The 26,260-nt window shown below is 58.5% G+C and carries 24 protein-coding genes; 15 read left to right on the top strand and 9 right to left on the bottom strand.

The features are described from left to right. Positions 1–3 precede the first annotated feature (3 nt). Positions 4–1,104 (top strand): 3,4-dihydroxy-2-butanone-4-phosphate synthase, encoded by a 1,101-nt coding sequence (ribB, locus tag QE435_RS17260; RefSeq protein WP_306931410.1) that lies wholly within the window; start codon positions 4–6, stop codon positions 1,102–1,104. A 40-nt stretch (positions 1,105–1,144) separates the two neighbouring features. Here ribB and QE435_RS17255 read toward each other — a convergent pair whose 3' ends face one another. Continuing rightward, positions 1,145–2,347 (bottom strand): winged helix-turn-helix domain-containing protein, encoded by a 1,203-nt coding sequence (locus tag QE435_RS17255; protein WP_349042119.1) that lies wholly within the window; start codon positions 2,345–2,347, stop codon positions 1,145–1,147. 112 nt (positions 2,348–2,459) lie between these two features. On the opposite strand from QE435_RS17255, the gene QE435_RS17250 reads away from it, so the two are divergent. From QE435_RS17250 to dxs, 7 genes are all read left to right on the top strand, one after another. Continuing rightward, a complete protein-coding gene (locus QE435_RS17250) occupies positions 2,460–3,140 on the top strand; it encodes an energy-coupling factor ABC transporter ATP-binding protein (protein ID WP_349042118.1) in 681 nt (226 codons plus the stop codon). Then, positions 3,137–3,769 carry an energy-coupling factor transporter transmembrane protein EcfT gene (locus QE435_RS17245; protein WP_349042117.1) on the top strand — a complete coding sequence of 211 codons (633 nt, stop codon included), beginning with the start codon at positions 3,137–3,139 and terminating at the stop codon, positions 3,767–3,769. Before QE435_RS17250 ends, QE435_RS17245 begins: the two co-directional genes overlap by 4 nt. Next, positions 3,766–4,329 carry a biotin transporter BioY gene (locus tag QE435_RS17240; protein ID WP_349042116.1) on the top strand — a complete coding sequence of 188 codons (564 nt, stop codon included), beginning with the start codon at positions 3,766–3,768 and terminating at the stop codon, positions 4,327–4,329. The genes QE435_RS17245 and QE435_RS17240 overlap by 4 nt, the downstream gene beginning before the upstream one ends. A gap of 34 nt (positions 4,330–4,363) precedes the next feature. Beyond that, positions 4,364–5,299: a histone deacetylase family protein gene (locus tag QE435_RS17235; RefSeq protein WP_349042115.1), complete on the top strand. Its 936-nt coding sequence runs from the start codon at positions 4,364–4,366 to the stop codon at positions 5,297–5,299. Between the two features lie 2 nt (positions 5,300–5,301). Further along, positions 5,302–5,556 carry an exodeoxyribonuclease VII small subunit gene (locus QE435_RS17230; RefSeq protein WP_037171757.1) on the top strand — a complete coding sequence of 85 codons (255 nt, stop codon included), beginning with the start codon at positions 5,302–5,304 and terminating at the stop codon, positions 5,554–5,556. Positions 5,557–5,705: 149 nt separating this feature from the next. Then, the gene (locus tag QE435_RS17225; protein WP_306931395.1) at positions 5,706–6,629 is read left to right on the top strand and encodes a pirin family protein; all 924 of its coding nucleotides are present in this window, start codon (positions 5,706–5,708) and stop codon (positions 6,627–6,629) included. 194 nt (positions 6,630–6,823) lie between these two features. Continuing rightward, the gene (gene dxs, locus QE435_RS17220; protein ID WP_349042114.1) at positions 6,824–8,743 is read left to right on the top strand and encodes a 1-deoxy-D-xylulose-5-phosphate synthase; all 1,920 of its coding nucleotides are present in this window, start codon (positions 6,824–6,826) and stop codon (positions 8,741–8,743) included. A gap of 526 nt (positions 8,744–9,269) precedes the next feature. On the opposite strand, the gene QE435_RS17215 is transcribed toward dxs, so the two are convergent. Continuing rightward, positions 9,270–11,309 carry a methyl-accepting chemotaxis protein gene (locus QE435_RS17215; RefSeq protein WP_349042113.1) on the bottom strand — a complete coding sequence of 680 codons (2,040 nt, stop codon included), beginning with the start codon at positions 11,307–11,309 and terminating at the stop codon, positions 9,270–9,272. A 257-nt stretch (positions 11,310–11,566) separates the two neighbouring features. Between QE435_RS17215 and QE435_RS17210 the strand changes: the two genes are divergently transcribed. Both QE435_RS17210 and QE435_RS17205 read left to right on the top strand, forming a co-directional pair. Next, the gene (locus QE435_RS17210; protein WP_309772560.1) at positions 11,567–12,319 is read left to right on the top strand and encodes a TlyA family RNA methyltransferase; all 753 of its coding nucleotides are present in this window, start codon (positions 11,567–11,569) and stop codon (positions 12,317–12,319) included. Beyond that, positions 12,316–13,566, top strand: coding sequence for a class I SAM-dependent RNA methyltransferase (locus QE435_RS17205; protein WP_349042112.1), 1,251 nt, complete (start codon positions 12,316–12,318; stop codon positions 13,564–13,566). Before QE435_RS17210 ends, QE435_RS17205 begins: the two co-directional genes overlap by 4 nt. A 6-nt stretch (positions 13,567–13,572) precedes the next feature. On the opposite strand, the gene QE435_RS17200 is transcribed toward QE435_RS17205, so the two are convergent. The 3 genes from QE435_RS17200 to QE435_RS17190 all read right to left on the bottom strand — a co-directional run bounded on the left by QE435_RS17200 (position 13,573) and on the right by QE435_RS17190 (position 16,544). Further along, positions 13,573–13,902, bottom strand: a complete 330-nt coding sequence (locus QE435_RS17200) for a hypothetical protein (protein ID WP_306931386.1) — start codon at positions 13,900–13,902, stop codon at positions 13,573–13,575. A gap of 87 nt (positions 13,903–13,989) precedes the next feature. Continuing rightward, the gene (locus tag QE435_RS17195; RefSeq protein WP_349042111.1) at positions 13,990–14,748 is read right to left on the bottom strand and encodes a crotonase/enoyl-CoA hydratase family protein; all 759 of its coding nucleotides are present in this window, start codon (positions 14,746–14,748) and stop codon (positions 13,990–13,992) included. 11 nt (positions 14,749–14,759) lie between these two features. Then, on the bottom strand, positions 14,760–16,544 hold the full coding sequence (locus QE435_RS17190) for an acyl-CoA dehydrogenase (RefSeq protein WP_349042110.1): 1,785 nt from the start codon (positions 16,542–16,544) through the stop codon (positions 14,760–14,762). Between the two features lie 391 nt (positions 16,545–16,935). On the opposite strand from QE435_RS17190, the gene QE435_RS17185 reads away from it, so the two are divergent. Next, positions 16,936–17,931: a transporter gene (locus tag QE435_RS17185; protein ID WP_349042109.1), complete on the top strand. Its 996-nt coding sequence runs from the start codon at positions 16,936–16,938 to the stop codon at positions 17,929–17,931. A gap of 57 nt (positions 17,932–17,988) precedes the next feature. Here the strand turns inward: QE435_RS17185 and QE435_RS17180 are convergent, their stop codons facing one another. The 4 genes from QE435_RS17180 to QE435_RS17165 all read right to left on the bottom strand — a co-directional run bounded on the left by QE435_RS17180 (position 17,989) and on the right by QE435_RS17165 (position 21,697). Continuing rightward, positions 17,989–18,492, bottom strand: a complete 504-nt coding sequence (locus tag QE435_RS17180) for a BA14K family protein (RefSeq protein ID WP_349042108.1) — start codon at positions 18,490–18,492, stop codon at positions 17,989–17,991. Positions 18,493–18,711: 219 nt separating this feature from the next. Then, positions 18,712–19,182 (bottom strand): BA14K family protein, encoded by a 471-nt coding sequence (locus QE435_RS17175; RefSeq protein ID WP_306931377.1) that lies wholly within the window; start codon positions 19,180–19,182, stop codon positions 18,712–18,714. A 182-nt stretch (positions 19,183–19,364) separates the two neighbouring features. Further along, complete coding sequence (locus QE435_RS17170; protein WP_309773165.1) at positions 19,365–20,447, bottom strand: hybrid-cluster NAD(P)-dependent oxidoreductase; 1,083 nt, start codon at positions 20,445–20,447, stop codon at positions 19,365–19,367. A gap of 5 nt (positions 20,448–20,452) precedes the next feature. Then, positions 20,453–21,697 (bottom strand): aromatic ring-hydroxylating dioxygenase subunit alpha, encoded by a 1,245-nt coding sequence (locus tag QE435_RS17165; RefSeq protein WP_306931376.1) that lies wholly within the window; start codon positions 21,695–21,697, stop codon positions 20,453–20,455. 323 nt (positions 21,698–22,020) lie between these two features. Here QE435_RS17165 and QE435_RS17160 point away from each other — a divergent pair, with 323 nt between their 5' ends. The 4 genes from QE435_RS17160 to QE435_RS17145 all read left to right on the top strand — a co-directional run bounded on the left by QE435_RS17160 (position 22,021) and on the right by QE435_RS17145 (position 26,248). Further along, entirely contained in the window at positions 22,021–22,632 is a 612-nt protein-coding gene (locus QE435_RS17160) for a DUF6656 family protein (protein WP_349042107.1), read from the top strand. A gap of 187 nt (positions 22,633–22,819) precedes the next feature. Then, on the top strand, positions 22,820–23,797 hold the full coding sequence (locus QE435_RS17155; RefSeq protein WP_349042106.1) for an L-threonylcarbamoyladenylate synthase: 978 nt from the start codon (positions 22,820–22,822) through the stop codon (positions 23,795–23,797). 32 nt (positions 23,798–23,829) lie between these two features. After that, positions 23,830–25,260 (top strand): FAD-binding oxidoreductase, encoded by a 1,431-nt coding sequence (locus QE435_RS17150; protein WP_349042105.1) that lies wholly within the window; start codon positions 23,830–23,832, stop codon positions 25,258–25,260. A 421-nt stretch (positions 25,261–25,681) separates the two neighbouring features. After that, positions 25,682–26,248 (top strand): DUF6101 family protein, encoded by a 567-nt coding sequence (locus QE435_RS17145; RefSeq protein WP_306931368.1) that lies wholly within the window; start codon positions 25,682–25,684, stop codon positions 26,246–26,248. Positions 26,249–26,260: the final 12 nt, after the last annotated feature.

Below are 26,260 nucleotides of genomic sequence, written 5' to 3'. Positions count from 1 at the left end.
AGCATGGCATACGATCAGAAACGCGTCGTGGAAGCGATCCGCGCCTTCGAGGCTGGCGAGATCGTGGTAGTCATGGATGATGACGGGCGCGAGAACGAAGGCGATCTCATCGTTGCCGCCGTGCATTGTACGGCTGAAAAAATGGCCTTCATCGTGCGCCACACCTCCGGCATCGTCTGTGCGCCCATGCCGCGGGGGGAAGCCAAGAGGCTGAACCTGAACGCCATGGTCGCCGAAAACGACAGCGCGCATACGACCGCCTTTACCGTGTCCGTCGACTTCAAACACGGAACCACGACCGGCATTTCCGCCGACGACCGTACGCTGACGGTGCGCAATCTTGCGAACCCGAATGTCGGCCCCGCTGATTTTACCCGTCCCGGCCACATCTTTCCGCTGATTTCACGCGAAGGCGGCGTGCTGATGCGCTCGGGCCATACGGAAGCAGCCGTGGACCTCTGCAGGCTTGCAGGCCTGCCACCGATCGGCGTCATCTGCGAACTCGTCAATGACGATGGCAGCGTCATGCGTGGTCCGCAGGTTTCGAGCTTTGCGGAAACCCATGGTCTGAAACAGGTGTCCGTTGCCGACCTGATCGCCTACCGCCAGCGCAAGGAAACTCTGGTGGAGATTGAGAGCGAGTTCACCATCGATACACCCTTCGGCCCGGCCAAGGCGCAGACCTATTCCCTGCCCTGGGACCCGATGCAGCACATGGCGGTGATTTTCGGCGATATCCGCGATGGCGTCGATATTCCGGTTCGCCTGCATCCGGAAAACGTGGCGGACGATATTTTCGGCAGCAAGCAGCCGGTGCGCAATTATATGCAGAAGATTGCCGAGGAAGGTCGCGGCGTTATCGTTTATCTTCGCGAGGGTTCAGTTGGCGTCGGCAAGGTCGAAGGCCGCCGCAAGGCGCGTGATGCGGACGAGACTCACGAGCAGGCGCGTTCTCGCGAAGAAGAATGGCTGGAAATCGGCCTTGGCGCGCAGATCCTAAAGGAACTCGGCATCAGCTCCATCAAGTTGCTGACCACACGCGAGCGCCATTATGTCGGGCTGGAAGGCTTTGGTATCCAGATCAGCTCCACCGAGCTCTGCTGATGCGTGAAAATGCCAGGAGCGGGCTCGTCCGCTCTTGGCCCTATTCCCCAGCTAGCCAGCCATCCAAATAACGCACGCTCGCAACGCCGGTGAATTTTGCCAGCCGGTTCAGTTCCGCATCCAGCTTTCCCAACCTGCCCGATGATGGCCGCACGCCCGGCTCCAGCCATAGACGTCTAACGTCGAGCGAACCGTTCTTGCGCTCTGCCTTCATATCGATGCGCCCGATCATGCGATCGCCTTCCAGAAGCGGGAAGACATAATAGCCATATTGTCGCTTCGGCTCCGGCACGAAGACTTCGATCCGATAGAAGAAGCCGAAGAGGCGTTCAGTACGAGCACGGTTGCGCAACAACGGATCGAAGGGGCTGAGAACCCGGACCCGCTGCGGCGGTTCGAGCGACGCCTCCGCATCCATTTCTGCTGCAAAGCTCGCAAAGGCGTGGGATGCGCGCTCCTTAGCACCGTTGGCTGAGATCAGCGAGACCTCGACCAGTTCGTCCCGATGGGACGTCACCCAGTCCTTCGCCTCGTTCGGCGTCACCAGATTGAAGAAGGCGGATATTTCTCCTGAGGTCGCAAAGCCCAGCCGAGATAGTGCCTCACGGCAGGCCCAATCGATGAAGGCTTCGTGGCTGACGTCCTGATAGTAGTGCTCCTTCAGGATGACGCGCTCTGCGAGATCGTAGACCTTCTGAAAGTTCACGCGGCGCGCGATGGCAAGTCTGCCGGTGTGCCACATATATTCAAGCGCCGTCTTGGATGGATGCCAGTTCCACCAGCCGCCGGATTGATGATCTTCGGCCTTCATATCGCGCGACATGACCGCACCGTTTTCTGCAATGTGCCGATAGGTCTCCTCGAAGGCGGAATCGAATCCCTCGCCATGCCATTTTTGCCAACGCTCCTGCATGATTGGCTCGCGGCGGCGGAAGCGGTGCTTCCAGTAGGGATAAAAGGCCGTCGGCACGATCGACGCATCATGTGTCCAGTGCTCGAAAAGCGTGCGGTCCTTTTCCAGCAGCGCGTTCAGATGCTCGCGCCTATAGGTCTGGTTTCTGGAGAAGATGATCTGGTGATGCGCTCGCTCTACTGTTGCGATGCTATCCACCTGCACAAAGCCGAGAGTCGTAATGAGCTCGAGCAATCCGTCCTTCGACAGTGCCTTGTTCGGCGGCGCCGAAAGACCCTGCCGTGCCAGAAAAATACGCCGTGCTGCTTCGTTGGAAACCAGAATCGCCATGTCAGGAAGTCTAGGATTCCCGTTTCGCGAAATCAATGTTCTTTTTTTGTTCTTGATTTCGTCGATAGCCCTTTGTGTTTATAGAGGCGTAGAGGACGACAAGGGAAACGACGTGGACATTCAGTTCCAGAATGCGGGTGTAACTTTCGAGGGACGAACGGCGCTTGCGCCGCTCGATCTTTCGCTGTCGCAACGGCGCATCGGCATTATCGGTCTCAACGGTTCCGGCAAGACCACCTTCGCCCGATTGATCAATGGTCTGACCAAACCAACGACCGGAAGGGTCATCGTCAACGGGCTCGATACGGTAAAGGATGCCGATGCTGTCTTGAAACAGGTGGGCTTTGTTTTCCAGAACCCGCAGAACCAGATCATCCTGCCGATCATTCGCGACGACATCGCCTTTGGATTGAGGAATCGCGGTCTCGGCAAGAGCGCGGTCGATGAGGCCGTGACGGCGATATTGCATCGCTTCGGCATCGAACACCTTTCAGGCCGCCGTGCCCATGAACTGTCGGGCGGCGAGTTGCAGCTTGCAGCACTTGCGGCGCTGTCCATCACCGGCCCAAACATTCTGATCCTGGACGAACCGACGAACCAGCTCGACCTGAAGAACCGCGCCGTGGTGGAGCGGACGATCCTCAGTTTGGAGCAGGATGTGGTCGTCATTACCCATGACCTATCGTTGCTTGAGACTTTCGATCGCGTTCTGCTCTTTCATCAGGGCATGCTGACATTGGATGGTAAGCCAGAAGAGGTTATTGCCCAATACCGGAAGATCGCACTTTCATGAGAAGCCTTTATGCCGAGGGAACGGGCTGGCTTTACAGGCTTTCGCCGCGCATCAAGCTATTGACGCTTGCAGCTTTCAGCGCGGGGTTGTTTCTCACTCGCGATCCGTTGATCCTCAGTCTTGCGGTCATCCTGGCGGTGCTCATTCTTTGGCAGGCCCATCTCGGACTGCGCGGAACGCTCTCCCGGCTTCGCCCGGTCTTCCTGACCATCGCCCTCATCGCCGCGTTCAGCGTCCTGCTGATCCCATTCATGGATGCCACCATCACCCTCTTGAGATTGAGCGCGCTGACACTACTGGCAACGGCGATAACGGCAAGCGTCAACATCTCCCAGTTCATGGATGAGATCACTTACGCGCTTCGCCCGCTGGAAAAGCTCGGCCTGGCGAATGCGGCAGACGTGGGTCTTGCGGTTGGACTTGTGGTTCGCTTTGTCCCTGAAATCATCAGCCGGTATCACACGTTGAGCGATGCGCACCGGGCACGCGGCAGTCGTGTGAGGCTCACCAGTATTCTCGTCCCACTCGTCATTATGACGTTGAAGGATGCCGACGCGATTGCGGATGCCATTGACGCGCGCGGCTTCAGAGGTCAAACCTCACTTAAGCAAAAGGGAGATGCCCCATGACGACCCGTGACCTCGTTCTGATATCGCTGTTTTCAGCCATCATCATCGCGCTTGGCCTGCTGCCGCCCATCACACTCGGCTTCATTCCGGTTCCGATCACAGCGCAGTCACTCGGCGTCATGCTGGCGGGTGTCGTGCTTGGCGCAAAGCGCGGCACGCTTGCCGTGCTGCTGACAATCCTGATTGCGGCCATCGGCCTGCCGATTCTTTCCGGCGGCAGAGGTGGGCTCTCTATTTTCACAACTCCGACAACGGGTTATCTGATCGGCTGGATCGCCGCTGCATTCGTGACAGGCATCCTTTCCGAACGCCTTGTGAAGGCGAACCAGACCGCGCTGACGCAAGGCATTGGCTTCTTTCTCGCCTGCGTCGCAGGTGGTGTCATTGTCCTTTACGCTTTCGGGATCACTTACCTGGCTTTCGCAACCGGCATCGGTTTCAGCAAGGCATTCATCGGCTCCATGGCGTTCGTCCCGGGTGATCTGATCAAGGCCGTCGTGGCAGCGCTTGCTGGCCGGGCGGTGATGGCTGGTTACCCGCTGCTGCCGCAGCGCGCTTAACAACGATTTTATCCGTTTCAGGAGCAAGCGACCCATGGCCACACGGCTTTACGAGCATCCGATCTTCCTGGAACACATCACCCCTGATGGGCATCCGGAGCGGCCAGACAGACTACGCTCGCTGAACATCGCGCTCGAGCATCCGAATTTCGAGCGGCTGGTTCGCACCCAAGCACCGCAGGCCAATGAGGATGCGGTGCTTCTGGCTCACCCGGAAAGCCATCTTCTGTCCGTAATGCGTCAGATCCCGGAAGAAGACGGCGAGATCAGCCGTATCGAAGCCGACACCTACGCCTCTCCGAAAAGCCTGCAAGCAGCCCTGACCGGAATTGGTGCGGCCATGGCCGCCGTGGATGACGTGTTCAAGGGCGAAGCCGACAACGTCTTCGTCGCAAGCCGTCCGCCGGGCCACCATGCGGAAACCGAAAAGGCGATGGGTTTCTGTCTTTTCAACAACGCGGCGATTGCTGCCCGTCACGCGCAGAAAGTCCATGGTGCGGAGCGCGTGGCAATCGTGGATTGGGATGTTCACCACGGTAACGGCACGCAGGACATCTTCTGGAACGACACATCGGTGCTTTTCTGTTCCACCCACCAGATGCCGCTTTATCCCTGGAGCGGCGACAAAAACGAAACGGGCGTGAAGAACAATGTCGTCAACGCGCCGCTCTCCCCTAACACGGGAAGCGACCATTTCCGCGAGGCCTTCAAGTCCAGGGTTCTGCCTGCTATTGCCGATTTCTCGCCGGACCTGATCATCATCTCCGCCGGTTTCGATGCCCATCACCGCGATCCGCTCGCCCACATCAATCTGGTGGGTGAGGATTTCGATTGGGCAACGGGGCGAATTCTGGAGATGGCCGATAAATATGCCGGCAACCGGGTCGTCAGCCTTCTGGAAGGCGGTTATGATCTGGAAGGGCTGGCGGAATCGGCGGCCATGCATATCTTGAGAATGATGAAGGGTTGAAGATGACGGAAAATGCCAACACGGCCGATGTCAGCGGTTATTCTTTCGAAAAGGCCGTCGCCGAGCTGGAAAGCATTGTTGCCCGCCTGGAACGCGGCGATGTGGCCCTGGACGAATCCATTGCCATTTACGAGCGCGGAGAAGCCCTGAAGAAGCATTGCGAAGCGTTGCTGACGACCGCCGAAAAGCGCATCGAAAAGATCCGCCTGGACCGCGCAGGCAAACCTCAGGGTGTCGAGCCACTGGACGGCGAATAAAGCTAGTACGTCAAGCATAATGCTCGTGAGCTTGGTTTTCGTCGCCTTGCTCGCTGCAGGTCGCAGCAGCGCCGCCTCCATAAGAGAATGCTCACGCACCGGATCAAATCGTGGTAGTCTGCGAAGCAAGCACGGTGAAGGAGCAATCCATGTCGTTTTTTCCAGGCAATGATCCCGCCGTCGGCGATGCTTTTGCGTGTGATGCCATCGAGAATCTTATCGTTCCCCGTTCGAGCGATATTGGCGGCTTTTCCGTTCGTCGCGCATTGCCGACGAGGGATCGCCGTCTGGTCGGACCTTTCATCTTCTTCGACAGGATGGGGCCGGCGATCTTGAAGGCCGGGGACGCGCTGGACGTAAAGCCGCATCCGCATATCGGGCTTTCCACCGTGACCTATCTTTTCGATGGCGAGATCAAGCACCGCGATAGCCTCGGAACGGAAATCGTCGTGCGGCCGGGCGATATCAACCTGATGACGGCAGGTCGCGGTATCGTCCATTCGGAGCGTACACCCGAAAACCTGCGCGGACATCCTTTCTCCATGTCCGGCCTGCAAACCTGGCTTGCCCTACCGGACGACAAGGAAGAGATCGCTCCGGATTTCTCCCACACCGAACGCGATTCCATGCCACTGATCGATGTGGCGGGCGCAACCGGACGTGTCGTTATTGGTGATTTTGCGGGCCTGCACTCACCGGTCAAGACCTTCACCGATACGCTTTATGCCGACCTTTCGCTTGCCGCGGGCGCGAAGTTTCCTTTTCCGGCCGATCACGAAGAAAGAGCGATCTATATTCTCTCCGGCTCACTGGAAGTCGCTGGCGATGTGTTTGCCGCAGACCAGTTGCTGGCCTTTCGCGCAGGCGACGACATCACCCTGAAGGGCGGCGTCGATGGTTGCCACATCATGCTCTTCGGGGGCGCAGCCTTGAATTCGCGGCGTTATATCTGGTGGAATTTCGTCTCGTCATCAAAAGAACGCATAGAGCAGGCCAAGGAAGAGTGGAGAACCGGACGTTTCGATATCGTACCGGGAGATGAAGACGAGTTTGTACCTTTGCCCAAAAGCTGAAATGTGTGAGAGCGCCGAGCGTCCTTTCGGACGCACAAAGGACGCTCTAAATGTTTGAATTCACGCATCATGCTTTTCCGAAAATCGATTTCGATTTTCAGGCCGATGCTGTAGAACGGGACCATGCTTGCCGAAGGCTGCGCCCTGCCCCATCTAAAGGGTACGTTTTTGAAGAGAACACGAAGGCCAAACGATTGACCGGAATGCCAGACACACCATTGCTTGACCGGGTGAAATTCCCATCCGATCTGAAAGCAATCGAGGATCGCGACCTGCCGCAACTGGCGAGGGAATTGCGCGACGAGATGATCGATGCGGTCTCCAAGACCGGTGGACATCTGGGTGCCGGCCTCGGCGTGGTGGAACTGACGATCGCCATCCACAAGGTGTTCAACACCCCTGACGACCGCGTGATCTTCGATGTCGGACACCAGTGTTATCCGCATAAAATCCTGACCGGTCGTCGCGATCGCATCCGCACGCTGCGCCAGGAAGGTGGCCTTTCCGGCTTCACCCGTCGTGCCGAAAGTGAGTATGACGATTTTGGCGCAGGCCACTCCTCCACCTCCATTTCCGCCGGTCTCGGCATGGCGGTTGCGGCAGAACTCGATGGCAGTGACCGCAAGGTGATTGCGATCATCGGCGATGGCTCGATGTCGGCCGGTATGGCTTTCGAGGCGCTGAACAATGCCGGCGCGCTGGACGCACGGCTGATCGTCATCCTCAACGACAACGACATGTCGATCGCGCCGCCGACGGGGGCCATGAGCGCCTATCTGGCACGCCTTGCATCCGGCCGGACCTATATGGGCTTCCGCGACTTCGGCAAGAAGCTGACGGCCTATCTCGGCAAAACGATCGACCGTGCCATAACCCGCGCAGTGACCCATGCGCGCGGCTATGTAACGGGCGGCACGCTGTTCGAAGAGCTCGGCTTCTATCATATCGGCCCGATCGACGGCCATTCCTTCGAGCATCTTCTCCCCGTCTTGCGTAATGTGCGCGACAACCAGAAGGGTCCGGTGCTGATCCATGTCGTGACGCAGAAGGGCAAGGGCTACGCCCCGGCCGAAGCCGCCGCCGACAAGTATCATGGCGTGAACAAGTTCGATGTCATCACCGGCACCCAAGCGAAAGCAAAGCCGAATGCGCCGAGCTATACCAGCGTCTTCGCCGAGGCACTGGTGCAAGAAGCAAAGCTCGACGACAAGATTGTCGGCGTCACTGCTGCCATGCCGAGCGGCACAGGGCTCGATAAGCTGGCCGAGCTCTTCCCCAAGCGCACTTTCGATGTCGGCATTGCCGAGCAGCACGCCGTGACCTTTGCGGCGGGTCTTGCTGCGGAAGGCTACAAGCCCTTCTGCGCGCTCTACTCCACCTTCCTGCAACGGGGTTACGACCAGCTGGTGCACGATGTGGCGCTGCAGGGATTACCGGTCCGTTTTCCGATCGATCGCGCTGGCTTCGTTGGCGCCGACGGCCCAACCCATGCGGGCTCCTTCGACACCACGTTCCTTGCCACCCTCCCCGGCATAGTGGTGATGGCCGCGTCCGACGAGGCTGAACTCAAACACATGGTGCGCACCGCCGCAGCCTATGACGAAGGCCCGATTTCCTTCCGCTATCCGCGAGGAGAAGGTGTCGGCATTGAGATGCCAGCCCGTGGCGAAATCCTTGAGATTGGCAAAGGCCGCGTCGTTAAGGAAGGCTCGAAAATCGCACTTCTCTCCTTCGGGACTCGTCTCGCCGAATGCCTGGCAGCCGCAGAAGATCTGGACGCAGCAGGGCTTTCCACGACGGTGGCCGATGCACGCTTTGCCAAGCCGCTCGATCTTGATCTCATCCGCCAGCTGACGAGCCATCACGAGGTTCTCGTCACCATCGAAGAAGGGTCTTCCGGAGGTTTCGGTGCGCAAGTGCTCCACTTCATGGCAGGAGCCGGCCTTCTCGATACCGGTATCAAGGTTCGCACGCTGACCATGCCCGACCATTGGGTAGAGCAGGCAAAGCCGGAAACCATGTATGCAAAAGCGGGTCTAGACCGCGCTGGCATCATCAAGACCGTGTTTCAGGCTCTAGGCCAAAAACAGATCGACGTCGGTTTTGCCGGATAAGCCTATGATTCGAAAACGAAGAAGCCACAGGAACGATCCTTGCGGCTTTCGGTTGTCTGCCATCCACACTGGGCCCGATGCCACAACAGGGCTCGGCAGACCCCGATTTTAGCTGTTTAGTTCCGGGCAAGGGGGAACAGCTGGCGCGACTACAATAACGGTAGAGAGCGCCACGTCAGGCACGAAGGCGCGGGCGATCCATTTTTCCGTGCTATGGACGCGCTGCTCAGCTCACAGAGACGTCGACGTTGAAGACTTGCGGGAACATGAACAGACTGGAGGTCGAGTCAATTGGCGAGGCAGCGGAGGAGATCGCTTTTAGGACTTTGATCAGGTCTTCAGCAGATTTTATCAGGACCAAGATTTACGTAAGCCGATTGGGTCTCGCTATGAATTCGAGGGGCGGGCCTGTGTCCGCCGCCCCAACAAGCGACATAGCTCGCTGGTTCTGGGCCAGAACCATTTGCCGCATGCATTATAGCCGCTGGCGGAGCCTCCTACGGCTTTTTGGTAGGAAGCCCTGTCCTCAAAACTCTTCCCAATTCTGCTCACTCGCCTTCAGGTGGGGCGTTTCGGCCTTTGCTCCGAACGCCTGGGCCAGTGTTGCGCCGAGCGCGCGCGCAGGGGAAGCCACCGGGCGGGCAGCCGGCTTGACTGCGGCGGGTGTGAAGCTCGGCTTCGTCGAATAGACCGGCTTTGGTGCAGCCGCTTGTGTAGCGCGTGGCGCAGCCGGAGCCGGAGCCGGGCCCGATGCAAAGGATCCAACGCGCGTGGCCGCTCCTGCGCCCAGATTGAACTGGCCGATCAGGCTTGTGAGTGCTTCGGCCTCACGGGCGAGCGAGTGGCTTGCGGCCGTCTGCTGTTCAACCATGGCTGCATTTTGCTGCGTTCCCTGATCCATGGTGTTCACTGCGGTATTGATCTCATTCAGGCCGGTTGCCTGTTCACGCGAGGCCGTGACGATGGCGCTCACATGGGTATTGATCTCTTCGACCTCGGCCACGATCATCTGCAGTGCCTTGCCGGTTTCGCCAACGAGGCCCACGCCATTTTCCACATGCTTGCTGGAGTTGCTGATCAGCGACTTGATTTCCTTTGCCGCATTGGCCGAGCGCTGGGCAAGCTCGCGCACCTCCTGTGCAACGACGGCAAAGCCTTTACCAGCCTCGCCGGCACGGGCTGCTTCTACGCCCGCATTCAATGCGAGCAGGTTCGTCTGGAAGGCAATATCGTCGATCACGCCGATGATGTTGGTAATTTCGCCAGAGGACTTTTCGATCTCCTGCATGGCGGCCACGGCGCGGCGCACGACTGTCCCGGATTGTTCGGCACCGGCACGGGCGCGCTGCACAAGAGCGCCCGCTTCTTCGGCGCCTTTGGCGCTATCGCGAACGGTGGTTGTGACTTCTTCCAGCGCGGCAGCGGTCTCTTCGACCGAAGCAGCCTGCTGTTCCGTGCGGCGAGACAGGTCATCGGCTGCAGAAAGCATTTCAGCAGCACCGGCATGGATCGCCGCAGCGTTTTCACCCACCTTGCGCAAGGTCTGCTGCAGGCTTTCAAGCGACGTGTTGAAGTTCAAACGAAGCGGCTCGATGAACGGCGTGAAGGGCTTTTCGATGCGGTAGTCGAGATTGCCGTCGGCGAGCGCCTGCAACCCCTTGGCAAGCTCCTCACGAGCGAAAGCCTGCTCAGCTTCGGCGCGCTCTTTTTCAGCCTCGTTGCGCAGACGATCAGCCTCAGTGGAGGCGCGCAAACGATCACTCTCATGAGACAGACGCTGCTTTTCGATAGCAGCATCCTTAAAGACCAGAACGGCCTGTGCCATTTTCCCAACTTCATCGCCTCGGTCGAGGGCGGGAACGTCGACGTTGTTATCGCCATTGGCAAGACGGCCCATGGCATCGGTCATGCCGACAATGGGCGTGACGATGGCGCGCGATAGCGCCCATATCAAGAGGATGGACACGAGACCCGCTGCCGCCCCACCGCCAAGCAACGCATATTGCAGGTTGGCCTGGGCGCCTTGCTGGGCATCAATCTGCGACTTGGCGAGTGCGTTCAGCTGCTCCTTGATCTTTTCGGCAGCAGCACGGAAGCCGTCGACCTGGCCCTTGGCCTGGTTGCGGCCGATCTCGATGATTTCGGAGACCGGTGCTTCCGTCGTTTTGCGAGCAGCCATTTGCGGCTCTGCCAACTGCTTATAGAACACAGTCGCCGTCGCCTCCATCTCATCGATGGATTTCAAAATATCGGGCTGGTCGGCAGCATATCCACGTGCCTCTTTCAATTTCTGCAGCATCACGTCACGCTGAGCAAAGACATCCTTGTAGGTGCTGTCACTCCGGAACAGAAGAAAGCCGCGCTGATTGACGACCTGCTCCAGCATGGCTGCCTTCGCTTCGTCTACTGTCTGCATCAGTTGAACCGTGCGAGTCTGCGTGTCAGACAAGCGCTGTGCGTCCAGCGTTTGAAAGAACACGAATGCCGAGGCCACAAGGCACACCCCCATCAAGGCGACGAAGGTCATCATCAACTTGATATTGATAGGCAAATTTTTCAAAGACATCGACAGCTCTTCTTCGACGCAGGACCGCGCATCAGTCATCAGACCGCGAACCAATAGTTTTCCGTCCTAACCTTCATGTCAGGACGGGATCTGTTTTCAGCCTCGCAAATTGCTGCAAAGCGGTTGATTTTTGCTTAAATTTGAACTCTCTAAAGAAACAAACCCTCACAGTATTGGTCAGGGTAAACGAAGTCTTCCGCAGGGAGCAGACACAAAGCGCTTGCACTGCGCCCGATTGGCCGTCATTGACACTCTCCATGACCAAAACATCCGAAAACCAACGCCTTGACCAGCTTCTGGTCGCCAAGGGCCTGTTTGCCAGTCGCTCTCGCGCGCGCGATGCTGTGTCGCGCGGCACCGTCAGCGTGAATGGCAAGATCGTGACCAAGCCGAGCCTCTGCTTTGCCGAGAACGCGGTTATCGCAATCGACGATCCAGCACAGGATTATGTGTCTCGCGCCGCGCTAAAACTCGTCGCTGCGCTCGATCATTTTGAGCTGGACCCGAAAGGCCATGAGTGCCTGGATGTGGGTGCTTCCACCGGCGGCTTTACGGAGGTGCTGCTGGAACGCGGTGCAGGCCACGTCACCGCAATCGACGTAGGTCACGGGCAGATCCACCCGCGGGTGGAGAACAATCCACGTGTGACCAGCATCGAGGGGCTGAATGCGCGTTTCTTGACAGAAGACGATGTTGACGGTCGCGAGATCAGCTTCATCGTCTCGGACGTCTCCTTCATTTCGCTGAAGCTGGCGCTGGCACCCGCGCTCGATCTGGCGAAGGATGGCGCGCTTGCGGTTCTGCTCGTCAAGCCGCAATTCGAGGCCGGACGCGATGCGATCAGCAAGGCTGGCCTGTTGAAAGAGCCCGAGACCGCACCGCAGGTTGCCGAAGAGTTGGAGCGTTGGCTCACAGAAGACATGGGCTGGGAAAGCCTCGGTCTCATCCCCTCCCCCATTGCCGGAGGGGATGGCAATGTAGAATTCCTTCTCGGAGGCAGAAAGCCATGAGTACGCAGACCGTCAAGATCCAGAGCCTCGGCGCGCAGGGCGATGGCATTGCGCACTGTCCCGAGGGCGCGGTCTATGTGCCCTTTACGCTCCCCGGAGAAACAGTCGCGATCGCTCGGGTAAAGGACCAGGGCACGATCATGTCGATTACGGAAGCATCGCCAGATCGGCGCGAGCCTGCCTGCCGGCATTTCGGACCGGATGGCAAAAACGGCACCTGCGGCGGCTGCTCGCTGCAACATGTTGCGGACGAGCCCTATCACGCCTTCAAACGTAACCTCGTCGTCTCTGCCCTGCGTTCAAAGGGTCTGGATGTGGAGGTCGATCCGCTGGTGATCTGTCGGCCCGGTGAGCGGCGGCGCGTCGTCTTTACCGCGCGCAAGACCGAGAAGGGACTTCTCCTCGGCTTCAGCCAGGCCAACAGCCACCACATCGTTGCGATCGAGGAATGTCCCATCGCCTCGCCCGCCATCGTGTCGAGGCTCGATGCGATCCGGGCTATCGGTCTGCCGCTCGCATCCAATGCGGAGCCTTTCCGCATGACGGTGATGGAGACGCTTTCGGGGCTGGATATTGCCGTTGAGGGCATCAAGTCCGTCAATGACAAGCAGCGTCGCGCATTGACCGAAACGGTTCTGTCCATGCGCGGCATTGCACGTGTATCGCTCTCCGGCGAAATTCTAATCGAACCGCAGAAGCCGGTCATCGAATTCGGCAGCGTCAAAGTCGCCCCGCCCGCGGGCAGCTTCGTCCAGGCCACCAAGGTGGCGGAAGAGGCCATGGCCGAACGCGTATTGGCGCATGTCGGCAAATCAAAGCGGATCGCCGATCTATTCTGTGGCACCGGTACTTTCACGCTACGGCTCGCACGCATCGGCAAGGTGCATGGTGTGGAAGCGGAAGACAAGCCATTGAAGGCGCTGGATTTTGCCGCACGCAACACACCCGGTTTGAAGCCGGTCACCATCGAGCGGCGCGACCTGTTCCGCCATCCTTTGATTGCCAAGGAGCTGAAACTTTACGACGCCGTCGTCTTCGATCCGCCACGTGCAGGCGCGGAAGCACAATGCAAGGAGCTTGCCCGCAGCACGGTGAAGAAGATCGTCGCCGTCAGCTGCAATCCGCTGTCCTTAGCGCGCGATCTCTCCATCCTGGTCGAGGGTGGCTATCGCATTACAGGCGTGACGCCGATCGACCAGTTCCTCTGGTCGCCGCATGTCGAGGCGGTCGTGACACTGGAAAAATAAGTCGCGTTACCACGCCGTATCGATACTGCCGCTACCGACCACGCCGGAGCAGCGGCAACGGCCACCGACACGGCCTTGCTGAACCGGGCAGACATAGGGGCGTGAGCGGTCGGCGCTATCGGGCGGCGTGATGACGCAGACGAAACGCGGCTGCCGACGATCCCACCCGTTGTTCTGATTCTGATTGCTGCGTTGCGAGCGGCTGTTGAAATCCTGCACCTGAACGACATCATTCTCTCCAGGCGAAGATATCATCGGCGAGGACAGCATGCCCGCCTCCGCAATGCCGGACAGTGACAGTATAGCAATCATTGCAAGAGCAGTTTTGCGCATCATGGCGACCTTCTCCCAAGTAAAGATGTTGATCGAGTAACCGGAAACACTTCCCGTTCCGTAAAGACCGACACCTTCTTCTCAAGAGACTTAACGGCGCATGAATGCCTCGAAGGCAGCGCGTGCCTCGCTACTCTGAAGCTGGGCGGCGAAGTGAACGATTTCCTCGTCGATCCGTGTTCGAATGGCATCGACGTCACCTCGGACGAGATTGCGGGCGATCTTCAGCGCTTGCGGTGGCTTCGACGCGAGGTTAGCGGCAATCTTCAGGGTTTCCTCCTCGACATCGGCCTCAGAGACGACCTTCCAGATCAGGCCCGCAGCCAGAGCCTGCTCCGCCGAGAAGCCCTCACCTGCCGCAAGAAGCGCGAACGCTCGCTGATGGCCAGCAATGCGCGGCACGAGAAGGCTGGAGGCGGCTTCCGGCACCAGTGCCAGATCGACGAAGGGTGTCTTGAACAGGCTGCGGCTGGAAGCGACCGTCAGATCGCAGTGGAGGTTCAGCGTCATGCCGATGCCGATCGCTAAGCCATCGACGCCGGAGACGATGGGCTTTTCCACACTGACCAGCGTGTGCAGGAAGTCTCCAGCCGTAAGCTGCCCCTTGCCTCCCGACATTGCAAACCCAAGGAAATCAGCCATATCATTGCCGGCAGAAAAGCAGCCCGGCGTGCCGAGAAAGGCAATGGCGCGAACGTCCTCGTCCGCATCGGCGGCCTTCAACGCTTCGATCATGCTGCGATACATGGCATCGGTAATGGCGTTCTTCTTGTCTGGCCGGTTGAAGCGGATGACTTGCACACCGGCGGCGTCTTGAGGGCGCTCGAGAAGGATATGATCTTCAGACATGGATTCTTCCTTCAGCCAAGAACGACACGTGCGGCTTCGAGACTTGCGGCACCCGATACGACTCGATCCTTCAGCGCAGCCGTTTCCGCCAAAAGATTTTCCGCCGCAAAACGGCAGAGCGAGGCGCGCTTGGCACCCTGCCCGTCGTCAACGTCTGCAAGCGCGCCCTTGGCAAGATAGACACCTGTCAGTGAGAGGCCGAAGAGGCGCTGGTAAGGAGTCGCGCCAGCAAGCGCGGCGGCTACCAGTCCGTTGGTTTGGGCATCCAGCAGCCAGTCGGTGGCAACCTCCAGATCGGCAATGCTTTGGTCGAGGTAGCGCGCCGTTTCGCCCAGTTCCGGCTTGTTCGATGCACGAACGTCTTCGGCAATGGCCTTCAACTCTTCGATGAAGCCGCGAACGTGGTGACCTTCGGAGAGCGGCAGCTTGCGCATGACGAGGTCGATGGCCTGAATGCCGTTGGTGCCTTCATAGATCGGGGCGATGCGGGCATCACGCAAATAGCGGGCAGCACCCGTTTCCTCGATAAAGCCCATACCGCCATGCACCTGAATGCCGAGCGAGGCCACGTCCACGCCAGCGTCGGTGGAGAAGGACTTGGCAATCGGCGTCAGGAGGGCCGCACGTTCCTGCCAGAACTTCTGTGTCCCGGCATCGCTTTCCGCATGGCTCATGTCGATGGCATGGGCGCAAGCGAAGCTGATGGCACGCGAGCCTTGTGTCAGCGCCTTCATCGTCAGCAGCGTTCTGGCAATATCCGGATGCTCGATAATCGGGCTCATGCCCGTCGCCGTCGTTCCGGGCGCCTTGCCTTGAGTCCGCTCCTTGGCATATTGGATCGCCTTCTGGGTTGCGGCTTCGCAGATTGCCACACCCTGCATCCCGACGGCGAGGCGGGCATTGTTCATCATGGTGAACATGCAGGCGAGCCCCTTGTTCTCCTCACCCACGAGCCAGCCGATAGCACCTTTCTCCTCACCGTAACGGCCATCGCCGAAAATCATGGTGCAGGTCGGCGAGCCGTGAATGCCAAGCTTGTGCTCCAGAGCATGGCAGAAGAGATCGTTGCGCTCACCCGGATTGCCAACCGCATCCGGCAGAAACTTCGGCACGAGGAAAAGCGAGATCCCGCGTGTCCCCGCAGGGGCATCCGGCAGACGGGCAAGCACCAAGTGAATAATGTTTTCGGCGGCGTCGTGTTCACCCCAGGTGATGTAGATCTTCTGGCCGAAAATGCGGTATGTGCCGTCGTCGGCCCGTTCGGCCCTGCTCTTCAGTGCGGCAAGATCGGAGCCCGCCTGCGGCTCCGTCAGGTTCATCGTACCCGTCCATTTGCCGCTGACGAGATTTTCAAGATAGATAGCCTTCAGTTGCTCGCTGCCATGGGCGGTGATGGCTTCGACCGCGCCCATGGTGAGCGTCGGGCAGAGCGCAAATGCCATGGAACCGGAGTTCCACATTTCCAGCGCGGCGACATTCAGCATATGCGGCAGACCTTGCCCACCGAATTCTTCCGGCGCCGTCAGGCCGTTCCAGCCGCCTTCGGCCCAGCGATGATAAAGACCGGCCCATCCATCTGGCGTGCGAACCTCACCGTCCACGAGACGCGATCCCTGGCGATCGCCGATTTCGGCGAGAGGCGCAACTTCTTCAGTCGCAAAACGTCCCGCCTCATGGAGAATGGCATCGACGAGGTCTTCATCGAGATCACCGAGCGCACCGCTCTGAAGAGCCTCGCCCAGCCCCGCAACGTGTTTCAACGTAAAAGCGATATCGTCTACCGGCGCGGTATACATCCTGCCTCCTCCCGAAGCGTCTGCCTACAATGCAATGTCTTTAGGGGCTAATTGATTTTTACGTAAACGTCAATTTGAAATTTATCCGAGAGGCCATGCGTCCTTAAAGCGTGTCGCGATCTTTCAGATTCGCTCATACGCTCTAGGTCATTGTTATCGCATGTCGTTATCGCAAAACCGCTGCCCACTTTTGCTTGGACCGTGCTTTAGGACCGAGACCCCTATTCGCCTCCGCACCTCGTACCTCAGTAAAATCGATTCGGATTTTCGCTCCAAAGCTTGGCGGGATCGTCACTGTTATGAAACTGTCATAAAACTCTGGTCTGCATGATGCGGCCTTTCGCCGAGAGAGGCGACCGCTATGCCCCCGCCCGCCTCTCAGGAACAAGACATGGATATTCATTACCCAGCCATTCCCGGCCTCGTTTGGGCCTATCGCTTCCAGCCCGGGAACCAGGCCTGTACGCGTCTTGCACCAACCGCCCAGTGGAGCGAAATGGAAAGCAGCGAGGGCTTCTTCTGGCTGCATCTCAATCTGGTCGACACGCGGGTGGCGACCTTTCTGGAAGCGATCCCCGGCCTTGACGAAAACAGTCGCGCCATTCTGACCACGCATGAGACGCACCCCTCCATCACCGTGGATGAGGGCGCACTTTACGGCACTCTTGTGGATTTTCAGAGGGAGTTCGATCAGGAGACGCGCGACCTCGGCTGGCTGCATTTCGCGCTGACGGATCGCTTTATCATTACGACCCGGCTTCAGCCATTGCGGTCAGTGGACCGCCTGCGCGCAGCGATCGACAAGAACCCGAAGCGCTACAGCACACCATCGCATATCTTCGAAGGACTGGTGGCGGAGTTTCAGCGCAGTCTGATCACTCTGGTGATGGAGACGACGGAAGAGCTCAACGCGATCGAGGACTATGTCTACGACACCGCGCCGCGTGACGAACGGCGAAGGCTGGCACCCGTCCGGCGCACGGTCGTGCGGTTGCATCGTCATCTTCGAACCGTACTGACCTTGATGCGGCGGGCCTCGGCCGCTGACGAGGATGAAATGCCCGCAGGCTTCGAGGAGATTGCCGGGCGGCTGACGAGCCGGCTGGAATCAGTCGATTACGATGTTTATGCCCTCCAGGAGCGCGCACGTCTGCTGCATGAAGAAATCGACTCCAAGCTCTCGTCCGAAACGAACCGCCATCTTTACATCCTGTCGATCATGACGGCGTTTCTCTTGCCGCCGACACTCGTGACCGGCTTCTTTGGCATGAATACCAGCGCCCTGCCCTTCATCGATGGCGGAAACGGTACGCTCTATGCGGCCGGCTTCATCATAGCGTCCAGTCTTCTCGCCTGGTTCCTGCTGCGACGCGTGGGCATTATCTGATAAAAAGCCGCCCCGCGGGTGCGGGGCGGCCTTATCAATCCTATGTTGCGTTCGCGATCAGCCGTAAGGCGAATAGCAGGTCTGGCGTGGGCCGTGATAGGGCTGGAACGTGTTGCTATACGCATCATAGGAGCGATAACGACCGTAGCACCAATTCACATGCGCCTGGCTCAGTCCACCGCGGACGACTGGTCGATACTCGCGATAGACCGGGCGCGGACGATATTCCGGAACGGGGCGATAGACCTCACGCGGCTGAGACAGAGCACCGCCAACGATCGCGCCGGTCGCAAAGGCTGCCAGTGGGAACCAGTAGCCATTGTGGTGGCGATAACCGGGACGGTAATCACGGTAGCCGCGATGACCGCGGTAATAGCCCGGACCGTAGTCACGATAGTAACCGCGATCGCGCCAATACTGCACGTTGACGATGTTGTTGTCGGCCTGAGGTGCGACAGGCGCCGCGGGCACGATAGGCATAGCCTGTGCCGGGATAATAGATCCGGCAGTAACGACTGCTGAGAGGCCGGCAGCCAAAATAGTCTTCATGTAAGTTTTCATCTGACCTTCTCCATTCACATCCGGATACACAAACGGACGGGGTGAACTACGACGATTATTCTCCTGCTTTTCCAGTTTTTAACGGCGTTGACCCGCCTTATATTCACGATAAGAAATTCAGCCTGAATGCAGCATTAACAGAATGATCACAGATACTTGACCGTTTGCCACCAGGACGGCAGAAGGCCCGGACAAGCCGGGCCTTCCAAGTGACCTGTCTCAGCTATAGGGCGAGACGCACTGACGGCGCGGGCCGTTATTGGGCTGATAGGTGTTGTCATAAGCGCGGTAAGAGCGCCAACGATTTGCACACCATTGCTGATGGCTGCTGCCATAGGATGGGCGGGCCTGATTGGTTGCTCCGCCGATGATCGCGCCAGCCGCAAAGGCTGCGAGCGGGAACCAGTAGCCGTTGTGGTAGCGGTAACCCGGACGACGTTCGCGATAGCCGCGGTGACCGTTATAGAAGCCTTGGCGACGATACTCGCGATGGTGACGCCAATCGCGTCCGTGGCGCTGGCGCCACTCGCGACGGTCACGCCAATCGCGATACTGAACGTCTACGACGTGGTCTTGCGCCGCAACCGGTGCCGGAATGGGTGTGGGAACTTGAAAGGCCTGCGATGGCGTAAAGCTCGTCAGGACCATGACAAAAGCGGTAGCGAGGCTCGTCTTCCGCAAATTCAGCATGAATTTCCTCCGTTTCTTTGCACATTGATGTTGTGCTGTTTTTATATCTTTCGGCATAAACGCGGAAACAGCCCGCAGTGACACAGCCTCAGACATTTTAGAAACGGGAAAACTACAAAGTCGTTCCATAGATCAGACTAAAGGCCGATTGCAGGAGCGAAAAGGAAAGGTAGGAGGAGGCTTTATGCCTCCACCTTGACGTCGGTCAGCGGCCTGGAACAGCAGGCCAAAATATAGCCTTCGGCAATGTCTTCATCGAGAATGCCGCCATTGTGGTTCATCTCGACCTCGCCCGACAGCTTCAGCACGCGGCATGTGCCGCAGATGCCGGATTCGCAAGCCGCACCGATGCGAACGCCTGCCGATCTGGCGGTCATCAGAACCGTCTGGCCTGGCTGGCACGGCACTTCCTTACCCGAGAGCGTAAAGCCGACCGTCGTGAGTGCCTCACCATCAGCTTCGAGCGCGGTTTCCCCGACAGCAACAGGCGGCGCGGCGGGCGCGAAGCTTTCCTGATGATAGCGCGTCATGTCGAAACCGGAGGCTTCGAGCATGGAACTGACCGCCGCCATGAAGGGCTCGGGGCCGCAACAGAAGACTGTGCGATCCATGAAATCATGAGACAGAAGCGCAATCTTGGCCTTATCGACAAAGCCCTTCAGGCCAGACCAGAGATCGGTGCGACCACAGGACTCCACGATGAACCCCAGCGACAGGTTCGGCATGTAACGCGCGAGATATTCGAGTTCGTGGCGGAACACGATATCGGACGGCGTGCGCGAGCAGTTGATGAAAGAAATGTCGCTGTGCGGTGCGCGATCGCACATATCGCGCACCATCGACATCATCGGCGTAACACCGGAGCCCGCCGAGATGAACAGGTATTTGTCGCCTGGGTGCTTCACATAGGAGAAGTCACCCAGAGGACCAAGCGCGCGGATCTTCATCCCCGGCTTGAGATGATCGAACATCCAGCGCGTGCCGATCGAATTCTTCTGTGCCTTGACCGTGACCGCTACTGCATAGGGACGAGACGGCGTGGACGACAGCGTGTAGGTCCGGAATAGCGGCTCCGGTCCCACTGGCAGTTCCAGCGTCACGAACTGGCCCGGAATATAGCGAAACCAGTTTGTGTCAGTGGAGCGGAACAGGAACGTCATCACATCCGGCGTTTCGGGAGTCACCGAAATGCATTCCAGCATGTGAAGCTTGTCGCTCCAAGGCTTCATCTCATCGATATGCTTATAGGTCACGGGCACGGTCATCTGCATCAAGCCACTGCGGAAAGCTTCTTCTTGTCGCCGGACAGCCGGTCGATCATGAAGTCGGCATACCAGTTGACGAACTGCATGACGCCACCTTCGTCTTCCATGGAGTAAGGACCCGGCTCATAGGCTGGCGAGCGGATGCCGAAAGCATTTTCCTCGACGATCTGGCGATCCTGATCGTTGGTCTCGTTCCAGACATGGGTCAGGTCTTCGAGATTGTAGTCCACCCCTTCCACGGCATCCTTGTGGACGAGCCACTTGGTCGTGACCATGGTTTCCTGCGGACCGAGCGGCAGCACGCGGAAGGAAATCATGTGGTCGCCGAGGAAGTGGTTCCAGGTCGTCGGGTAATGGAAGAGCAGCAGTGCGCCGATATGGCTGATGGTGACATCGTCGGAGAGTCGGCGGCGAACCGCAGGCTTACCGGACATGGTGTAGCTTTCCGCTTCACCAATCAGCGGCATACGCGCTACGCGGAACTGGCCCTTGGGGTCGATCTTGAAACGGCTTGGCAGGCCTGCCGCTTCGCAGCGCGCCCAGTGGCCGCCGATTTCTGGATCGCTGGCGCCGCCATCGGTACCGGTGACGCTCGGGTTTTCCGGATAGGTGCGGCAGAGCTCGGGATGGTTGGCCGCGCAGTGGTAGCACTCGCGATTGTTTTCCCAGACGAGCTTCCAGTTGCCCTTTTCGATGATGGTGCTTTCATGCGCCACCTTGGCTTCCCAAGCCCGATGTGGCTTCATGTAGGCTTCGACTTCCGCCCGAACCGGCGCAAAATCCATGGGCTGTTCAGCGAGGCAGATGAAGACGTAACCGGCAACGGTTTCGCAGGCGACCGGCTTCAGCCCGAAATTTTCCTTGTTGAAGTCTTCGCCCATGTGGCGCGCGAAAAGAAGCTTGCCATCCAGATCATAGGTCCACTGGTGATAAGGACAGACGAGACGGGCCGACTGGCCTTTCTGGCTGGTGCAGACGCGCGAACCGCGGTGGCGGCAGGAATTGTGGAATGCGCGGATGGTGCCATCCTTGCCGCGAACAATCACGACAGCATAGTTGCCGACCTGAACGGTGAAATACATGCCGGATTTCGGCACTTCACAGTCGTGACCGACAAACAGCCAATCGCGATACCAGATGGTTTCCATGTCGAGCTGGAAGTAATCCTGATCGGTGTAAAATGGCTGCTCAAGGCTGAAGCCTTCGCGGCGATTCTTCAATTGGCGCAATACGGTTTCACGCAGTTCCATGGCCATGTCCTCGAGTAATACTGCAGCCACCCAACAATCACGGCCGCATGGTGTGGATTGATCTAATCATTGACGTCTTTTTGCAGCACCACATTGCGCGACATTCTGTCCCGCATTGGCGACAAATTGCGACATTGCCCTCAAAAGTACCGCCTTATTTTTTGTGAATGTAAAACAGTGACTTAGAGTGTCATTCAAGCAGCCCACCGTCGCAATGAGACTTTGGCCCTTTGCCCATTATGATGGAAGCCACGGAGGCACCGGAAACCCCATATTAACCCTGGTCGGCTAAAAAGCTTATATCTTTCAAAGAGGATATGGCAGTGGAGAAGGAAACTCGTATCCGCTATGTGGACACAAAGTCCGGCAAGATCACGCCCATAAGGTCGAAAACCGCACATTCCGATTTTCTGCGGACCGGACGCATCGGCCGCTTCGAAGAAGCGCTGCCGCCCGGCGGAAAACGATACCTTAGCCATGAACACGTTGCGGAGATCACAGCACGTCGTTTGCACGACGCCGGCTCCAAAACGCATTCACGATTGAATGGCTTTCACCCCAGTATCCGTTTCCCCAATATGATCTCTCACAAACTGATCGATAGCACTCCCCATCTCGGCTATTGCCATGTGACCGCTTCCACAACCCGTTTCGACAAAAGCAAACCGGTTCTATGGTCTTTTTACCTCGCCAATTTCTTTGCTGAACTGTGCGGCGAGGAGCATTTCTTCGAGAAGATCGACCAGACCCGGTCGCGGATGTATTTCGCCGTTGCGATGCAGCCGCAGGGCGGCGGCACATCTGTGGCGATCGACACGTCCATTCATCGCGGCGGCTTGCTGTTCCAGACACAGGACCCGAAAGAAGCCCTGAAGAATGTGTTGATACTGGGTGCCCGTTCCAAGGAGTTGCGCAAAATCATCCGTGCGCTGTAAGGCTTACGCGCTCTCACGCCACCTCATTCCCGATAGCGGTTGAGACATTCTACCGATTGCGCAGATCGTCGAGATTCCCAGCTTACGTTAAACCTTCTTACGTTTTCGGGTGTCGTCATCGCAAAACCGCTTCACACTTCTGCGCGACATGCTTTAAGAGCCTTTCCCAAGGAAAGGGCCTTCAAAGATGGCGCGACACATCGATATCGAGCAGCAGCCGGAAGAGGCATTGGATGACGCCGTCCGCGTGCTCAAGGCGGGGTTCCCCGTCGCCATCCCCACAGAGACCGTTTACGGCCTCGCCGCAGATGCGACCAATCCTGCAGCTATCACCCGAATTTACGAGACCAAGGGGCGTCCTCAGTTCAACCCGCTGATCTGCCATATGGCGAGCATCGCGATGGCGGAGCAACATGCGATCTTCGATCCGATCTCGCGCAAGCTGGCAGAAGCCTTCTGGCCAGGACCCATCACGCTGATCCTGCCCCTGAGAAAAGAAAGCCCCATCCATTCACTAGCGACAGCCGGGCTCGATACCGTGGGCATTCGTATTCCCAAGGGCTTTGCCAGCGCGCTCATCGAAAAACTCGGTCGGCCGCTTGCGGCCCCCAGCGCCAATAGTTCCGGCAAGATCAGCTCGACCAGTGCCGCCCATGTGGAGGCGGACCTGGGGCAGAAGATCGACCTTATTCTGGATGGTGGCGCTGCTCCCGTCGGCGTCGAATCCACCATCATCAAGGTGGAGAGCGATGGCTCCGTCCGCCTCCTGCGCCCCGGTGGACTGGTGGCGAAAGAGATCGAACGGGTAACGGGGGTCGAGCTGGTGAGACCGGCAAGGGCATCTGCGGCGATAGAAGCACCTGGCATGCTGGCCTCCCATTATGCACCGGGTGCGTCGGTTCGTCTGAACGCGACCTCAGTTCACAAGGGCGAAGCACTGATCCGCTTTGGGAATAAGCCGGTGACGGGAAAAGGCGATGCGGTTGCCGTGCTCGATCTCAGCCCAAACGGTGATCTTGCCGAAGCCGCTACCAATCTTTTCGACCATTTGAAACTTGCCGATGCGAGCGGTGCTGCCACCATTGCGGTAACGCCCATTCCCAAGACGGGGCTTGGCGAAGCCATCAATGACCGGTTGGAGCGCGCGGCTGCACCGCGATCCTGACCTCGCCAGATACGATTTCCGGAGGAATTCTCATGACGCCAACCGCCATTTCTGACGAACTGCTTCTACGATTTGTCGCTATCGTCGGCGAGAAGAATGCGCTGCGTGACGCTTCCGATCTCGCACCACATCTCGTTGAGAACCGTGGCCTCTATCACGGCAGCTCGCCGCTTCTGCTGCGTCCCTCCACGACTGAGGAGGTTGCCGCCATCATGAAGCTTGCGAGCGAAACCGGCACGGCCATCGTGCCGCAGACCGGTAACACCGGCCTTGTTGGCGGGCAAACGCCGCGCAGCGGCGGAAGCGATGTGATCCTGTCGCTGGAACGCATGAACAAAGTTCGCGATATCGATCCCGTCGCCAATGTGCTTGTCGTCGATGGCGGCTGCATTCTGGACGATGTTCACAAGGCCGCGGAGAAGGTGGAGCGGATGTTCCCGCTTTCGCTCGGCTCGCAAGGCTCATGCCGCATCGGCGGCAACCTCGCCACCAATGCCGGCGGTACGGCGGTGCTGGCCTATGGCAATATGCGCCAGCTTTGCCTCGGCCTGGAAGTCGTTCTCCCCACCGGCGAAATCTGGGACGGCCTGCGCCGGTTGAAGAAAGACAATACGGGTTACGATCTCCGTGATCTCTTCATCGGCTCGGAGGGGACGCTCGGCATTATCACCGGCGCGGTCCTGAAGCTCTTCCCAAAACCGCTCGGCCATCAGGTGGCCTTTGCCGGTCTCCATTCTCCGGCAGATGCGCTGACACTATTCGAGCGCGCATCCACTCTTTGCGGCACGGCACTGACCGGCTTCGAGCTGATGCCAAGGATTGGCGTCGAATTCACCGCAAAACATATTCCCGGCGTGCGCGACCCACTGGAAACGCCGCATCCTTGGTACGCGCTGATCGATATCTCCAGCTCCGACTCGGCTGAAACTGCGCAAACGATGGTGGAAACGCTATTGGAACAGGGTTTTGAAGCGGGGATCGTGCAGGATGCCGTCATCGCCTCCTCGGAGAGCCAGCGGCAGGCACTATGGCACATGCGTGAAAGCATGTCGGACGCGCAAAAGCCGGAAGGCGGCTCGATCAAGCATGATGTGTCCGTACCGGTTTCGCACGTTCCAGCCTTTATGGATGAAGCGGCAGCTGCCGTCATGCGCGCCATTCCAGGCGCGCGTATCTGCGCCTTCGGACACTTGGGCGATGGCAACATCCATTACAACATCTCCCAGCCTGTGGGTGCCGATAAGGAAGCCTTCCTTGCCCGGTGGAAAGAGATCAACGAGATCGTCCACGGCATCGTGCTTTCCTTCGGGGGCTCCATCTCTGCGGAACACGGCATTGGCCAGTTGAAGCGGGACGAACTGGCCGCCATCCGTCCGGCGATCGAGATGGACCTGATGCGCCGCATCAAGACAGCTTTCGATCCCGCGGGCATCATGAACCCGGGCAAGGTTGTCTTCTCCTGATCTTGGAGCGTCCTTCGAGCCGCCGGTAACGCTATGACCCTTCCATCTCAGCATCGTGCTTCGATGCTGTAGAGCGGCCCCCCACGCTCATTTTGGCTCTCGCCGCAATGGCTATTGCCGCCTTCCCTCACAGCTGTTGAAGTGCTTTTCAGGACATGCGTTCAGGCCGATCCCTGGCGTTTTTCTCAAGACTTCGTCGACCTGTACCACCTGTGGGCCGGATGACGCGCCATCGTCCCAATTCAGGAATCTGAAACCTTAAGCGGCTGGGTTTTGCTAACCATTTGGGAATGCAAAGTTTTCTTAACCTCGATTTTTAAGCTGTTTCGAAGATGCGCTGGCTATCTTCCACCTATCAGAGGACGAAAAGTCCCGAACGAGGCCATGAAACGGCTCTCAGGTAAAACAAGGATAGCATGATATGAACAACACCGTTCTGAAGCCCGAATGGGCAGGCGCAACTCTCCGGCTCGATCCGACGCGGTTCCCGCAGCAGCTGACCTATGGCAACAGCAATGGTTCGGCAGATGTCGCTATCACGCTCGACGAGCGCGGCGCCGTTCTGCGCAAGGTTCTTCATTCCAGCGGTCTGCCGCTGTCCTTTGCCCTGCCCGCACGGGCCTTCAAGGGTGTTGCAGCCCGTGCCATCGACCATGGTGATGGTGGCGTGACGGTGACGCTCGAACTTCATCACGACGATCCGGATCTCTGCGTCCCGCTCTTGGTGGCGCATGACCTGTGCGACATCGCCGCCGATTGGCGCAGTTGGTCGGAAAAGTACAATATTCCCATGCTGATGGTGGAAGCCGACGGTGTCGCCCGCCCTCTCGAAGATCATCTCGGCCACGTCCGCACAAAGTCGACGCGCCCGCGCCGCCGCCACTCCTATTTCGCCGATCGCCGCCCACGCTTCCTCGTGCGCCGCAGTACCGGTTCGCTCGGCCTGACGATGCGCATCGAAGGCAAGGAAATTATCGCCCGCAACTGATCCACGCGACGC

This window comes from Agrobacterium sp. SORGH_AS 787 (assembly GCF_030819035.1).
Taxonomy (GTDB): Bacteria; Pseudomonadota; Alphaproteobacteria; order Rhizobiales; family Rhizobiaceae; genus Agrobacterium; species Agrobacterium larrymoorei_B.
The sequence above is the reverse complement of the archived record's forward strand: the minus strand, read 5'-3'. Positions and strand labels throughout refer to the sequence as shown.

Coding starts and splice junctions, on each gene's coding strand:
- ribB (WP_306931410.1), top strand. CDS start 4: ATGGCATACGATCAGAAACGCGTCGTGGAAGCGATCCGCGCCTTCGAG.
- QE435_RS17255 (WP_349042119.1), bottom strand. CDS start 2,347: ATGGCGATTCTGGTTTCCAACGAAGCAGCACGGCGTATTTTTCTGGCA.
- QE435_RS17245 (WP_349042117.1), top strand. CDS start 3,137: ATGAGAAGCCTTTATGCCGAGGGAACGGGCTGGCTTTACAGGCTTTCG.
- QE435_RS17240 (WP_349042116.1), top strand. CDS start 3,766: ATGACGACCCGTGACCTCGTTCTGATATCGCTGTTTTCAGCCATCATC.
- QE435_RS17235 (WP_349042115.1), top strand. CDS start 4,364: ATGGCCACACGGCTTTACGAGCATCCGATCTTCCTGGAACACATCACC.
- QE435_RS17230 (WP_037171757.1), top strand. CDS start 5,302: ATGACGGAAAATGCCAACACGGCCGATGTCAGCGGTTATTCTTTCGAA.
- QE435_RS17225 (WP_306931395.1), top strand. CDS start 5,706: ATGTCGTTTTTTCCAGGCAATGATCCCGCCGTCGGCGATGCTTTTGCG.
- QE435_RS17215 (WP_349042113.1), bottom strand. CDS start 11,309: ATGTCTTTGAAAAATTTGCCTATCAATATCAAGTTGATGATGACCTTC.
- QE435_RS17210 (WP_309772560.1), top strand. CDS start 11,567: ATGACCAAAACATCCGAAAACCAACGCCTTGACCAGCTTCTGGTCGCC.
- QE435_RS17205 (WP_349042112.1), top strand. CDS start 12,316: ATGAGTACGCAGACCGTCAAGATCCAGAGCCTCGGCGCGCAGGGCGAT.
- QE435_RS17200 (WP_306931386.1), bottom strand. CDS start 13,902: ATGATGCGCAAAACTGCTCTTGCAATGATTGCTATACTGTCACTGTCC.
- QE435_RS17195 (WP_349042111.1), bottom strand. CDS start 14,748: ATGTCTGAAGATCATATCCTTCTCGAGCGCCCTCAAGACGCCGCCGGT.
- QE435_RS17190 (WP_349042110.1), bottom strand. CDS start 16,544: ATGTATACCGCGCCGGTAGACGATATCGCTTTTACGTTGAAACACGTT.
- QE435_RS17185 (WP_349042109.1), top strand. CDS start 16,936: ATGGATATTCATTACCCAGCCATTCCCGGCCTCGTTTGGGCCTATCGC.
- QE435_RS17180 (WP_349042108.1), bottom strand. CDS start 18,492: ATGAAAACTTACATGAAGACTATTTTGGCTGCCGGCCTCTCAGCAGTC.
- QE435_RS17175 (WP_306931377.1), bottom strand. CDS start 19,182: ATGCTGAATTTGCGGAAGACGAGCCTCGCTACCGCTTTTGTCATGGTC.
- QE435_RS17170 (WP_309773165.1), bottom strand. CDS start 20,447: ATGACCGTGCCCGTGACCTATAAGCATATCGATGAGATGAAGCCTTGG.
- QE435_RS17165 (WP_306931376.1), bottom strand. CDS start 21,697: ATGGAACTGCGTGAAACCGTATTGCGCCAATTGAAGAATCGCCGCGAA.
- QE435_RS17155 (WP_349042106.1), top strand. CDS start 22,820: ATGGCGCGACACATCGATATCGAGCAGCAGCCGGAAGAGGCATTGGAT.
- QE435_RS17150 (WP_349042105.1), top strand. CDS start 23,830: ATGACGCCAACCGCCATTTCTGACGAACTGCTTCTACGATTTGTCGCT.
- QE435_RS17145 (WP_306931368.1), top strand. CDS start 25,682: ATGAACAACACCGTTCTGAAGCCCGAATGGGCAGGCGCAACTCTCCGG.